Genomic DNA, 12318 nt, shown 5'->3' with positions numbered 1-12318 from the left:
ATAACCCGGAGGTCGGAGGTTCAAATCCTCCCCCCGCAACCAGAAAAAGAACCGCAATCCAATGGATTGCGGTTCTTTTTATTTTTTCATTGGATGTATTCCGCGGCCGATCCTGGAGCCTGTAGAAAAAGCTGCCCTCCCTGGCTCAATAAACAGAGGCGGTGAATGTCGCTCGACATTCACCGCCTTTTTTGTCCAAATCCGGTTAACTCGCTTCTTCAGCCAGATTTCCGGTATAAAGCTGATAGTATTTTCCTTTCTTTTCGATGAGCTCATCATGGGTTCCCCGTTCGATGATGCGGCCCTGATCCATAACCATAATGCAGTCGGCGTTGCGCACCGTGGACAGCCGGTGGGCGATCACAAAGGTGGTCCGACCGGTCATCAGGGCGTCCATGCCGTCCTGCACCAGCTTTTCGGTCCGGGTATCAATGGAGGAGGTGGCCTCATCCAGGATCAGGGCAGGGGGATCGGCCACCGCCGCCCGGGCAATGGCCAGCAGCTGCCGCTGTCCCTGGCTCAGGTTGGCGCCGTCACCGGTGAGCATGGTATCATACCCGTTGGGCAGGCGGCGGATGAAGCCGTCGGCGTTGGCCAGCTGGGCCGCAGCAACGCACTCCTCATCACTTGCCTCCAGATTGCCGTATCGGATATTGTCCATCACAGTGCCGGTAAACAGGTGGGTATCCTGAAGCACAATGCCCAGGGAGCGGCGAAGATCCGCCTTTTTGATCTTGTTGATATTGATGCCGTCATAGCGGATCTTGCCGTCGGCAATGTCGTAAAACCGGTTGATCAGGTTGGTAATGGTGGTCTTGCCCGCGCCGGTGGCCCCTACAAAGGCAATCTTCTGACCCGGATGAGCATACAGGCTGATATCGTGGAGGACCAGTTTATCCGGCTCGTAGCCGAAATCCACATGATCCAGCACCACGCCGCCCTCCAGCTTTGTATAGGTTACGGTTCCGTCCGCCTTGTGGGGATGCCGCCAGGCCCATACGTTGGTCCGCTCCCGGGCCTCGGTGAGCTGGCCGTCCGCCCCCTCCCTGGCATTGACCAGCTCCACATAGCCCTCGTCGGACTCAGGCTGCTGGTCCATCAGTTCAAAGACTCGCTGGGCACCGGCAGCGGCGGTAACCACAAAGTTGACCTGCTGGCTGACCTGGGTAATGGGCTGGGTAAAGCTTTTGTTCAGGCCCACGAAGGTAACTACCGTACCCAGAGTCACACCCGCCAGGCCGTTGATACCCAGCACCGCACCCACAATGGCCACCACCACATAGCTCAGCCAGCCGATGTTGTTGTTGATGGGCATCAGCAGGTTGGCGTACCGGTTGGCCTTGTCAGCGCTCTGACGCAGGGCCTCGTTGACCCTGGCAAAATCCGCCTTGGCGGCCTCCTCATGGCAGAATACCTTGACCACCTTCTGGCCGTCCAGCATCTCTTCGATAAAGCCGTCCACAGCGCCCAGATCCCTCTGCTGCTGGATATAGTATTTGCCGGACAGGTGGGAGAAACTCCTGGTGATCACCAGCATGATGAGCGCCGTAATCACCGAGATGATGGTAAGGGTGGGGTTGATCAACAGCATGGTCACCAGCGTAGCCGCCATGGTGATCACCGAGTTGATGATCTGGGGAATACTCTGGCTGAGCAGCTGCCGCAGGGTGTCGATGTCGTTGGTATATACCGACATGATATCCCCGTGAGCGTGGGTATCGAAATACTGAATGGGCAGGGATTCCATGTTGCGGAACAGATCATTGCGCAGCCGCCGCATGGTACCCTGGCTGATGTTGACCATAATCCGGTTGTAGGCAAAGGCTGCCACAACGCCCGCACCCATCAGGCAGGCCAGCTGCACAATATCGGCGGCCAGGCCGCTGAAATCCCGGGAGCCGCTGTTCAGCATAGGTACGATGTAGTCGTCCACCAGAGTCTGGGGGAAGGTGGCGGCCACTACAGTGGCCACTGCGGAGATCAGGATGCACACTAAGACCAGCAGGAACAGGGGGCCGTAGGAGCGGAGCATATAGCGGAGCACCCGGCCCAGCACCTTGCCGGTTTTGGTTTTGGTTTGATTCATGAAAGCAGGCCTCCTTTACGCCGGCTGGTCAAAGTCGCCGCCGCCATTGACCTGGGATTCATAAATCTCCCGGTAAATGGCGTTGTTCTTGAGCAGATTTTCGTGGGTGTCAAAGCCATTGATACGGCCCTCGTCCAGCACCAGGATGCGGTCAGCGTGCTCCACACTGGATACCCGCTGGGCAATGATGATCTTGGTGGTGCCGGGAATCTGGCGGGCGAAAGCCGCCCGGATCTTGGCGTCGGTAGCGGTATCCACCGCGCTGGTGGAGTCGTCCAGGATAAGCACCTTGGGATGCTTGAGCAATGCCCGGGCAATACACAGCCGCTGTTTCTGACCGCCGGACACATTGGCCCCGCCCCGTTCGATGCGGGTCTGATAGCCATCGGGGAAGCGCTCAATAAACTCATCGGCGCAGGCTGCACGGCAGGCCTGGATGCACTCCTCCTCTGTGGCATCCGGATTGCTCCAGCGCAGGTTGTCCAAAATGGTGCCGGAAAACAGGGTGTTTTTCTGGAGCACCACCGACACCTGATTCCGCAGGGCCTCCATGTCGTACTGCCGTACATCCAGGCCGCCCACTTTGACACTCCCCTCGCTGACGTCGTACAGACGGCAGATCAGATTCACCAGGCTGCTCTTGCCTGAACCGGTACCCCCGATGACCCCGATGGTCTCGCCGGAGGCGATGTGCAGGTCGATGTCAGAGAGGGCGTTCTTTCCGCTGCCGTGCTTGTAAGAAAAGCTGACATGATCGAAGTCAATGGAGCCGTCGGCTACCTGAGTGACAGGTTCCTCCGGTTCCTTCAGGTCAGGGGTCTCGCTGAGGACCTCACTGATCCGGCGGATGCTGGCCATGGACATGGAGATCATCACCACCACCATGGAGAGCATCATCAGGCTCATCAGCAGAGACATGATGTAACTAAAGAGGCTGGTCAGATCGCCGGTGGACAGGGTGCCGCCCACGATAAACTGGGCGCCCAGCCAGGAGGCGGTGATGATGCAGAAGTAGACCGCCAGCATCATGGCCGGGTTGTTGAAGGCCAGCAGTCCCTCGGCCTTGACAAACAGCTTGTACAGATTGGCGGAGGCTTTGGAGAACTTCAGGTTCTCATAGTCCTCCCGCACGAAGGCCTTCACCACCCGAATGGCAGATACATTCTCCTGGACACTGGCGTTCAGATCGTCGTACTTGCGGAACACCTGACCAAAGATCTTCAGGGTGACCACCATGATGGCCCCCAGCACCACAATGAGGAATACCACCGCAATCAGGAACATCAGGCTCATCCGGGGACTGATGATGAGGCACATGATATAGCTGAATATCAGCATCAGGGGCGCACGCACCGCGATACGAATCACCATCATAAAGGCGTTCTGCACGTTGGTGATGTCGGTGGTCATCCGGGTCACCAGACCGGGCACACTGAATTTATCGATGTTGGAAAAGGAAAAGGTCTGAATGTTGTTATAAATGGCCTGGCGCAGGTTGGCCGACAGCCCGGCGGAAGCGCTGGCGGCGCATTTTCCCGCCTGGGAGCCAAACACCAGACTGAGCAGTGCCATGACCACCATCAGTATGCCGTAGCGGTACACCAGGTTCAGATTGGCGGCCTCCAGTCCCTGATCGATGATCAGAGCTGTGATAAAGGGCATCAGGATCTCCATCAGGATCTCCAGCGCCGCCATAATAATGCACAGGATGGTATCTTTGCGGTACCTTCCCAGCTGTTGCAATACTTTTTTCACGTTGCCGATGCCTCCTTGTGGCTTTGTGTCTGGAACATCATTAAATTCTGCAGCATACGTTTCTGCAGGTGATCCAGGGTGGACAGTTCTTCCGCGGACAATCCCCGGTAGAGGGAATTCTCCACCTTCCGGATGGATGAAACCAGAAGCGCCTGTATGCGCCGCCCCTTCTCCGTACCGAACAGCAGCCTGCGCCGGTCATCCGTCTCACAGGCTTCCACCCTTATATATCCTTTCTCCCGCAGCCGCTTGACCAGATTGGATATGGTGGCCTTGGAATAACCGCTGATCTGATGCAGATCTGTCACCGACACTCCAGTCTTCGAATGCCGCAAAATATACAGCAGCATCTGGGCCTGTACGCCGGTCACATCAGACGCAGCCAAATAATAATTTGCCATTCGCTCCATCTGAATGCAGATTTGTCTGTTGTCCCGGGCCAAACGGCTCCGATCCACTGCCATAGCTGTATCCCTCCTTTTATATCCAAGCTAATTGTTAGATACCTTACTATTTATAGCACGATAACCCTTGTATGTGAAATACAAATCTGCTATCATCAATAAAAGAGTTTTATTGTTTTTATGCATTGTATAAAAGCAGAAATACGGTACGGGGTGATTTGGTTGAATACAACACAATTAGAATGTTTTATGGCGGTGGCGGACTTTTTGAACTTCTCCCGGGCGGCGGAACATCTGCGAATCACCCAGCCCGCAGTCAGTCACCAGGTCAAAACACTGGAGGACGAACTTGGGGTCCAGCTCTTCAGCCGCACCAGCAAATCCGTTCGGCTGACCCAGGCAGGACATATGTTTTTGCAGTACGCAGGCCAAATGCTCAAGCTGGCCCGGATCTCTCAGGTCCAGGTCAAACGCTGCCAGGCTGCCCAGCCCACACGGCTGGAGATCGGCTGCCGCAGCGCCGCCGATCTCCAGCTGATACGCCCTGCCCTGGATCGCCTGCGGCAGGAGTCCCCGGACATCCTTCCCCTGCTCCGCCTCTATCCCTTCAGCGCGCTGGATAACCTGATGGCGGATGGCGAAATTCAGCTGCTGTTTGCCTTTCAGGAAAACGCCCCCAAAAACAGCGTCTACCGGGAACTGGTGCGCTGTCCGGTGGTATGTGTATGTCGGGAAGATCACCCGCTGGCCCAGCAGGAGGAGCTCACCCTGGAGCAGCTGAAACAGGCCGGACGGATCGCCGCCATTCACCCTCCCGCCTGCCCCTCCTCCCTGTTCGCCATCCAGGGACAGATCGTCACCGCCAACGACCCGGACCAGGTCATCTTCTGCGATACCCAGGAGACCCTTCTTACCATGGTGGAAACAGGCTATGCTTTTGCGGTCATGGCTGTCTTTCCCCAACTGCGGCGCCCCGGGCTGCGCTACCTCCCTCTGAAGGAGTTTTCTCCCCTGTCCTACGGAGCCGTCTGGCCCAGCGGTGGTCGGAATCAGGCCCTTCGCACCTTTCTTCATCTGCTGGAGGATACCCTGCACCTGCCGGAACCTGAAAACGCATAGCACATCAGTTTTCAAAGCGACCTGACACAACTACAGGCGACCACTTTGACCACTATCCATCCCAGAGGCGGACAAGCTCAAAAAGAGAAACGAGGCCCTGCCCGGCAAGATGCCGGGCAGGGCCTCGTTCTCACTCACAGTTTTTGTACCTCCGCCCAAGATTCTCAGTCCGCCTCCTGAAAAGAGACCGTCAGTTCCTCTTTGGGCTGCCCTAAGTACTGCCTGGATTCCTCCAGCCGCTCCTCCATCCTGGCTACTTCCGTCTGGATGTCCTCCCGGCTTTTTCTGCGATTCCAGCGCAGGAACATATGGTAGCGCTGCTGAAGGGACTCCATCTTGGGCGGAAACCGGATCTCTTCACCATTGATCCAGTTGCCCTCCAACTCATTGCGGCAGATCTCGTCGTCCATCACCGCCATATAGAGCGCGTATCGGGTATATTCTTCCAGCAGAATGCGTCTCCTCCGCCGGCGGCAAACCACGCCTGCCACGCAGGCGCCCAAAATACCAAGCCCTGCCGCTGTTTTCAGCTTATTCATCGTCGTATTTATCCCCCAACGAATTTAATCTGCTTTCCGGTCCGTTCCTCCAGAAACCGGCGGAACTCCGCCACACTTCCACCCTCCAGCCCCTCTTTTTCAAAGGCACTGGCATGGTTTTTCCCCATAATAAAAAAGATGTATGCTCTGCTCTCTGCCAGCACAGTGACCTTATCATACTTCCACTGTGTCACAGCTCCGGCAATTTGAGTCTCAAAGCAATCCTGCTGAAACGTGGTACTGCTGAACTCCGTGCCGGGCAGCGCCCGCCGCCGGGCAATATAGCCGTTCAGCCAATCCTGCTTCCACTGTACTGCCAGCAGAAAAACGATCACCACTCCGTTGGTACCCACATACCAGGGATCGTCCCAGGACGCATAGATGGACAGCAGGCAAATACCAATCAAAACGGCACAGACGACTTTAAGCCATAGATTCATCTTGACCCGGACTGTTTTCCGCAGTGCTCTGGCCATGGCGGTCAGGGTCTTTTGGGAATATCGGGTGCTGCATACAAACTCCATAACAGCCCTCCTCCATCCTGCAATTCTGATGTAAGCAGTATATCAGATGGCAGGCAGGGATACAGAAAGGTTTTCTGAAGGCTGTCTTAACAATCCTAAAGGTTGCCCCTCCTGTGCCGTTCCCCATTCTTGCACCGCTGTAGAAACTATGGTATCATACCATTTCACAGGAGGGATCGCCATGCCAGACTCCACCATTACCAAAAAAGCGCTGGCTCAGGCGCTGAAGGAGCTCATGCGGGAAATGCCCATTGAAAAAATCAATGTGGCCTTTATCTGCCAGCGGTGCGGCATGAAACGGCAGAGCTTCTATTACCATTTCCGGGATAAATACCACCTTATTAACTGGATCTTTGATTCTGAGATAGGTGCGGTACTACGGGACAGTCCTGACGCCGCTCAGGAAGATCCCTGGGATAAGTTCCAACAGCTATGCGACTATTTCTATGAAAACCGGGTCTTTTATCGCTCCGCGCTGCAAGTGAAGGGGCAGGACTCCTTTCTCGTTCATTTTCAACGAAGCGTCTTTTCCATCTTCAAACACTACTTCTCCTTCCTGCCGGCAGACGGAAAATGTGACGAATTTACCGCCAACTTTTTTGCTGACGCTATTGTCTGCTGCATTGCACGGTGGATCCTGTCAAGAAACGGGATGCTACCCGAAGAATTCACCCGGAACGTAAAGCAGCTGGGCGCCGTGATTCGCTTTGCGGAACAGCGTTCCTCATTTCCCGCCGAATCTTTTGATTTGTAATGTTTATAGAGAAACTGCAACAAAATCGGGATATGTCAAAATTTTTGACATATCCCGATTTTGTCTCATGACAGTCTCTGCCGGTTCCCGTTATAATGGCAGAAAACTGTGATGCAGTACGGAAAGGATGAACTATATGAGCAATCCCGTAAAAGACGCCATGCAGCGGTTTGCCATCAATCAGGTCCTTCGTTATCTGGACGGCAATCCGGAGGAAAACATCCCCAAGCTCATGGAGCTGTTTGACAAATATACCCCGTCCGACTGGTACCGGCCTCAGCGGGATGCCTTCCGCAAGGCTATTCAGGAAAAGAACAACTGGTATCAGCTGATCCTGCGGTTCTTCCAGCTGGATGTGGGGGTGCGGAAGGCCTTTGCTGAGAACTTCCTGCTCAATGCCAGTCTGAAGGGCAGCGCCATTCAGGAGGAGATCAGCAAGCGGGAGGACTGCAACATCCCCTGGGCCATTCTGCTGGACCCCACCTCCGCCTGCAATATGCACTGCACCGGCTGCTGGGCGGCGGAATACGGTCACCAACTCAACCTGAGCCTGGATGATTTGGACTCTATCATCACCCAGGGCAAAAAGCTGGGCACCTATATGTACATTTACACCGGCGGCGAGCCGCTGGTACGCAAAGGGGACATCATAAAGCTCTGCGAAATGCACCCGGACTGTATGTTCCTGTCCTTTACCAACGGCACTCTGATCGACGAGGCTTTCTGTCAGGAGATGCTGCGGGTGAAAAACTTTGTCCCCGCCATCTCCCTGGAGGGCTTTGAGGCCGCAAACGACTCCCTGCGGGGAGAGGGTGTCTATCAGAAGGTCCACGCGGTCATGGCTCTGCTGAACTCCCACAATCTGCCCTTCGGCATCTCCACCTGCTATACCAGCCGCAATGTGGATGACGTAAGCAGCGAACGGTACTTTGACCAGCTCATTGACAGCGGTGCCCTGTTCGCCTGGTTCTTCCACTATATACCCGTGGGCAACGACGCCGCCGTGGAGCTGCTGCCCTCCCCGGAGCAGCGGTCCAAAATGTACCATGCCATCCGCACCTTCCGCTCCACCAAGGCCATCTTCACCCTGGACTTCCAGAACGACGGCGAATATGTGGGCGGCTGCATCGCCGGCGGCCGACGGTATCTCCACATCAACGCCAAAGGCGATGTGGAGCCCTGTGTGTTTATCCACTATTCCAACGTAAATATCCACGATGTAAGTTTGCTGGACGCCCTGAAATCTCCTCTCTTCCAGGCCTATCACCGCAGTCAGCCCTTCAACAATAATATGCTCCGCCCCTGCCCTATGCTGGAAAACCCGGAGTTCTTACCCAAAATGGTAGCCGAAACTGGGGCTGTCAACACCGACTACCAAAGTCCGGAAAGCCCGGAGCATCTGTGCGAAAAGACGATTCCTTATGCCCAACGGTGGAAACCGGTAGCCGATGCGCTCTGGCAGGAATCTCATTCCCAACAGCCTTCATAATCCATATCCAGCCCTTCTCTCCAAAACGATCCCCCCAGCGCGTCTGCAAACAGCCGCGCTGGGGGGATCGCCGCGTTACGTGGTAACCGTGCCCCTCACTCTTTTGCCCGATACAGGCGGCAGGGGCGGCCGCCTGTATCGTAATTGATGGTGCTGAAGGCCTCTCCCCGCTCCACCAGGTAGTTGGCATAACGGCGCACCGTCACCACCGACAAATTGGTCTGTTTGGAGAGGGCCTCGCTGGGCAGTCCCTGGGGCGGCGCGGCCCGGAGACAGGATCGGATGAGCCGCAGGGTGCTCTCCTGGAGGCCCTTGGGGGCGCTGTGCTCCCCGGACTCCGGCGGGGCAAACAGTTTATCCAGCTCTCCCTGAGTCACTTCCTCCCCCATGACCGCCTCCCGGTGGCGGCAAAAGGTATCCAGCGCCTGCTGGAATCGCTCGTATGTAAAGGGCTTGACCAGATAGTCCACCACTCCCATTTTAAGCAGCTGGTCCACGGTGGCGGCATCGTTGGCGGCAGTGACCATGATAGCGTCTACAGGGATGGCCCTCTCCCGGAGGGCGTGAAGGAGCTCCACCCCGGTAAACAGCGGCATATAGACATCCAGCACCACCAGATCCGCCGGATTCTGAGCCAACCACTCCAGGGCGGCCCGTCCGTCCTGAAAGGTCTGGATCACCCGAAACCGTGGGTCTTTCTCTGTAAAAGTCCGGTCCAGCAACGAAACCATGGGATCGTCTTCCACAATCACAACGCGATACATCCAAACTCACTCTCCGTCCTCCGGGACCTTCTCCCGGCAAAAGCTCACAAAAAACGATGTGCCCACTCCCGGCTCCGATTCCACCCGGATCTGCCCGTGATAGGCCTCCACCACCTCCTGGACCAATGCCAGGCCGGTACCCCGGCTGCGGCCCTTGGTGGATACCCCCCGCTGAAACAGAGTCTGACGCAGGGCCGGGGAGATGCCGGGCCCGGTGTCCTCCACGCACAGCAGCAGACTGTCCTCGCTCTCCCGGATGCTCACCGACACCTCTTTGGTGGCACGGCGGGACTGGTTGAGCACCTCGATGGCGTTTTCGATCAGATTGCCCAGAATGGTCACATAGGCCTCCGGCGGCAGCCAGAGGCTCTCCTCACTGAGGGTGCTCTCCCGGTCCAACCGCAGATGGATACCCAGTTCGTTGGCCCGGCTGGTCTTACCTACCAGCAGCGCCCCCACCGAGGGCTGGCGAATCTGGTTCATAATGCGGCTCACCGCCACCCGCTGGGTCCGGGTGGTATCCATAATGTACTCCTGGGCCTTTTCCGGCTCTCCGATCTGGAGCAGACCCAGGATCACATGGAGCTTATTCATAAATTCATGGGTATAGGCCCGCATAGCCTCCACCATATGCTGCACACCCGTCAGATCATCCGCCATACGGGTCAGCTCGGTGCGGTTGCGGAAGATGCTCACCGCACCGGCCAGCGTTCCATTCTCATACAGCGGCATCCGGTCAGCCAGCACCCGGATCTCCTTCAGGGAGTTCATACTCACGTTGTACTCCGACTGGCCGGTGCGGAGGATGCGGTCCAGCGTGGAACGGGGATAGACCTCATGGAGGGGCCGGCCTACGGCAGTCTGCCGTTCAATGGAGAGCATCTCCGCCGCCGCCTTGTTGAGAAAAATCACCTTCTGCTCTGCATCGATGGCCAGGATACCCTCCTCAAGCGCGTCCAGGATATCCTCCCTCTGGTGGAACCGGCGGGCAAAGGCGTCCGGCTCATAACCCATCAGAGACTGCTTGATGCTGCAGGACAGGCGCATGGCCAGCAGAGAACCCAGCACTGCCGCCACCACACCCACCGCCAGCAGGCGAAGCACCGTGTGCAGACCCACCAGAGCCATGCTGCGGAAGTAGACTCCTACAATGACGAAGCCGATCACTTCCCCCGCCTCGTCCCGCACAGGGGCATAGGCGGAGTGGTCCGAGCCCATGGGCCCCGTCTCATTGGAGGTGTAGGGAGCCGCACCGGCCAGCGCCGCCTGCTGGGCCGTCCCCACATAGGAGGTGCCGATCAGGGTGCTGTCCGGCACATAGAGCAATTTGGACTGGGTGTCCCCCACCAGGATCAAGTCAATATCGGAAGTACGGCTGGTGGTTTCGTCCAGATAATCGGACAGCTCCTCTATAGTACGCTCCCCCTGCAGGGCCTCCTGGATCATAGGTACCTGGGACAGAATGGACGCGGAATTGAGCAGATTGTTGTCAAGAGCCGTCTGTTCACTGCGCAGGGTAAAATAGAGGGTCCCGCCTATGGAAAGAGCAATGGATACGATGACAATCACCAGGTTCATCCGCATCAGCCGTGCACGGATGGAGGATCTGGCCTGTGTGGACATAGACACTCGCCTCCTTTGTTACCAGTATAGGAAAAACCGCGAAGCCTGTCAAACAAAAGCCGGCAGCCGTCCCAGGCATACTTTTGCGCCAAAGCGCAAATGATGCGGATAAGCCCTGACAGCGCCTTCCGTGGAACCATAGCAGTTTTTCCATTCTTTTGCACTTTCCTTTTGGTAAGTCTCGTTAAAAGCTTGTTTTCCGTGTATTTTCATTACTTTTTTTACTTTCAAAAGGGTTACGGAAATTTGGACCAGGTAGTAAGATAAGGCCTGCGAAAACGAGGTGATGTGTTTGGATGCATTCAAGGAATCCCTGGTGGAGGAGTTGGGAAACCACACCGCTTTCACCATCCCGCTGTTTGGAGGCATTCCGGTGGCGGAGTCGGTGGTGGTGACCTGGATCGTCATGGCTGTACTGGTCATTGCGGCGCTGCTGCTGACCCGGAACCTGAGCGTACGCAATCCCGGCAAGGTCCAGATCGCCCTGGAGAGCGCGGTGCAGTTCCTCAACGGCTTCGTCAAGACCAACATCGGCAGTCACTGGCGGCCTTTTGCCCCCTACCTGGGCACGGTGGCGCTGTATATCGGTTTTGCCAATATCATTGGCATCTTTGGTCTGACGCCGCCTACGAAGGACATCAGCGTGACCACCGCCCTGGCCCTGATGAGTATGCTGCTCATCTATGGCTCCCAGTTCCGGTACAACGGTCTGCTGGGCGGACTGAAGAAGTTCGCCGCGCCCATGCCGCTGCTGCTCCCCATCAATCTGATGGAGGTCATCATCCGGCCCCTGGCGCTGTGTATGCGTCTGTTCGGCAACGTATTGGGCGCATTCATCATCATGGAGATGCTCAAATTTGTGGTCCCGGTATTTCTGCCGGCGGTATTCAGCATCTACTTCGACCTGTTTGACGGGTTGATCCAAATGGTCGTCTTTGTGTTCCTGACCACACTGTTCACCGGCGAGGGCATCAAAGAGGAAGAGTAAGGCACATTCATCCAAGAAACATTTGATTTACAGGAGGAAATTATCATGTCTATGGCTATCATTGCTGCCGCAATCGCAGTCTTCACCGGCATCGGCGCCGGTATCGGCATCGGCTTCGCCACCGGCAAGGCCAGCGAGGCCATTGCCCGTCAGCCCGAGGCCTCCGGCAAGATCAACAGCGCTCTGCTGCTGGGCTGCGCCCTGGCAGAAGGTACCGCCATCTTCGGCTTCATCACCGCTCTGCTCATCATCTTCGTCGGTTAAAGGGGGCGC

The 12318-nt window shown here is 56.5% G+C and carries 12 protein-coding genes; 5 read left to right on the top strand and 7 right to left on the bottom strand.

Annotated elements, in window-relative coordinates:
• Positions 1–205: 205 nt before the first annotated feature.
• The 3 genes from IHN22_RS05880 to IHN22_RS05870 are packed head-to-tail and all read right to left on the bottom strand — an operon-like array spanning position 206 to position 4305.
• Positions 206–2086 (bottom strand): ABC transporter ATP-binding protein, encoded by a 1881-nt coding sequence (locus IHN22_RS05880; RefSeq protein WP_191434102.1) that lies wholly within the window; start codon positions 2084–2086, stop codon positions 206–208.
• Positions 2087–2101: 15 nt separating this feature from the next.
• A complete protein-coding gene (locus tag IHN22_RS05875; protein WP_191434100.1) occupies positions 2102–3841 on the bottom strand; it encodes an ABC transporter ATP-binding protein in 1740 nt (579 codons plus the stop codon).
• The gene (locus tag IHN22_RS05870; protein ID WP_191434098.1) at positions 3838–4305 is read right to left on the bottom strand and encodes a MarR family winged helix-turn-helix transcriptional regulator; all 468 of its coding nucleotides are present in this window, start codon (positions 4303–4305) and stop codon (positions 3838–3840) included. The genes IHN22_RS05875 and IHN22_RS05870 overlap by 4 nt, the downstream gene beginning before the upstream one ends.
• Positions 4306–4425: 120 nt before the next feature.
• Here IHN22_RS05870 and IHN22_RS05865 point away from each other — a divergent pair, with 120 nt between their 5' ends.
• A complete protein-coding gene (locus IHN22_RS05865) occupies positions 4426–5364 on the top strand; it encodes a LysR family transcriptional regulator (protein WP_300985640.1) in 939 nt (312 codons plus the stop codon).
• Positions 5365–5528: 164 nt separating this feature from the next.
• Here IHN22_RS05865 and IHN22_RS05860 read toward each other — a convergent pair whose 3' ends face one another.
• Both IHN22_RS05860 and IHN22_RS05855 read right to left on the bottom strand, forming a co-directional pair.
• Complete coding sequence (locus IHN22_RS05860; protein ID WP_191434095.1) at positions 5529–5903, bottom strand: hypothetical protein; 375 nt, start codon at positions 5901–5903, stop codon at positions 5529–5531.
• 8 nt (positions 5904–5911) lie between these two features.
• The gene (locus IHN22_RS05855; protein ID WP_191434093.1) at positions 5912–6427 is read right to left on the bottom strand and encodes a YcxB family protein; all 516 of its coding nucleotides are present in this window, start codon (positions 6425–6427) and stop codon (positions 5912–5914) included.
• Between the two features lie 46 nt (positions 6428–6473).
• On the opposite strand from IHN22_RS05855, the gene IHN22_RS05850 reads away from it, so the two are divergent.
• Together IHN22_RS05850 and IHN22_RS05845 are read left to right on the top strand one after the other, a co-directional pair.
• Positions 6474–7181, top strand: a complete 708-nt coding sequence (locus tag IHN22_RS05850; protein ID WP_087188624.1) for a TetR/AcrR family transcriptional regulator C-terminal domain-containing protein — start codon at positions 6474–6476, stop codon at positions 7179–7181.
• 136 nt (positions 7182–7317) lie between these two features.
• Entirely contained in the window at positions 7318–8670 is a 1353-nt protein-coding gene (locus IHN22_RS05845; RefSeq protein WP_300985637.1) for a radical SAM protein, read from the top strand.
• Between the two features lie 95 nt (positions 8671–8765).
• Here the strand turns inward: IHN22_RS05845 and IHN22_RS05840 are convergent, their stop codons facing one another.
• On the bottom strand, positions 8766–9434 hold the full coding sequence (locus IHN22_RS05840) for a response regulator (protein ID WP_087188623.1): 669 nt from the start codon (positions 9432–9434) through the stop codon (positions 8766–8768).
• A gap of 6 nt (positions 9435–9440) precedes the next feature.
• Positions 9441–11057 (bottom strand): ATP-binding protein, encoded by a 1617-nt coding sequence (locus tag IHN22_RS05835; RefSeq protein ID WP_191434090.1) that lies wholly within the window; start codon positions 11055–11057, stop codon positions 9441–9443.
• Positions 11058–11343: 286 nt separating this feature from the next.
• On the opposite strand from IHN22_RS05835, the gene IHN22_RS05830 reads away from it, so the two are divergent.
• A complete protein-coding gene (locus tag IHN22_RS05830) occupies positions 11344–12045 on the top strand; it encodes a F0F1 ATP synthase subunit A (protein ID WP_191434088.1) in 702 nt (233 codons plus the stop codon).
• Positions 12046–12090: 45 nt separating this feature from the next.
• The gene (gene atpE / locus IHN22_RS05825) at positions 12091–12309 is read left to right on the top strand and encodes an ATP synthase F0 subunit C (RefSeq protein WP_207752835.1); all 219 of its coding nucleotides are present in this window, start codon (positions 12091–12093) and stop codon (positions 12307–12309) included.
• Positions 12310–12318 lie beyond the last annotated feature (9 nt).

It is taken from the genome of Flavonifractor sp. An112, from assembly GCF_904377885.1.
Classification (GTDB): domain Bacteria; phylum Bacillota; class Clostridia; order Oscillospirales; family Oscillospiraceae; genus Flavonifractor; species Flavonifractor avicola.
The sequence above is the reverse complement of the archived record's forward strand: the minus strand, read 5'-3'. Positions and strand labels throughout refer to the sequence as shown.

What these genes read in the sequence shown, in the direction of transcription:
- IHN22_RS05880 (WP_191434102.1), bottom strand. Translation starts at nt 2,086, where the DNA reads ATGAATCAAACCAAAACCAAAACCGGCAAGGTGCTGGGCCGGGTGCTC.
- IHN22_RS05870 (WP_191434098.1), bottom strand. Translation starts at nt 4,305, where the DNA reads ATGGCAGTGGATCGGAGCCGTTTGGCCCGGGACAACAGACAAATCTGC.
- IHN22_RS05865 (WP_300985640.1), top strand. Translation starts at nt 4,426, where the DNA reads ATGCATTGTATAAAAGCAGAAATACGGTACGGGGTGATTTGGTTGAAT.
- IHN22_RS05860 (WP_191434095.1), bottom strand. Translation starts at nt 5,903, where the DNA reads ATGAATAAGCTGAAAACAGCGGCAGGGCTTGGTATTTTGGGCGCCTGC.
- IHN22_RS05855 (WP_191434093.1), bottom strand. Translation starts at nt 6,427, where the DNA reads ATGGAGTTTGTATGCAGCACCCGATATTCCCAAAAGACCCTGACCGCC.
- IHN22_RS05850 (WP_087188624.1), top strand. Translation starts at nt 6,474, where the DNA reads ATGGCAGGCAGGGATACAGAAAGGTTTTCTGAAGGCTGTCTTAACAAT.
- IHN22_RS05845 (WP_300985637.1), top strand. Translation starts at nt 7,318, where the DNA reads ATGAGCAATCCCGTAAAAGACGCCATGCAGCGGTTTGCCATCAATCAG.
- IHN22_RS05840 (WP_087188623.1), bottom strand. Translation starts at nt 9,434, where the DNA reads ATGTATCGCGTTGTGATTGTGGAAGACGATCCCATGGTTTCGTTGCTG.
- IHN22_RS05835 (WP_191434090.1), bottom strand. Translation starts at nt 11,057, where the DNA reads ATGTCCACACAGGCCAGATCCTCCATCCGTGCACGGCTGATGCGGATG.
- IHN22_RS05830 (WP_191434088.1), top strand. Translation starts at nt 11,344, where the DNA reads ATGTGTTTGGATGCATTCAAGGAATCCCTGGTGGAGGAGTTGGGAAAC.
- atpE (WP_207752835.1), top strand. Translation starts at nt 12,091, where the DNA reads ATGTCTATGGCTATCATTGCTGCCGCAATCGCAGTCTTCACCGGCATC.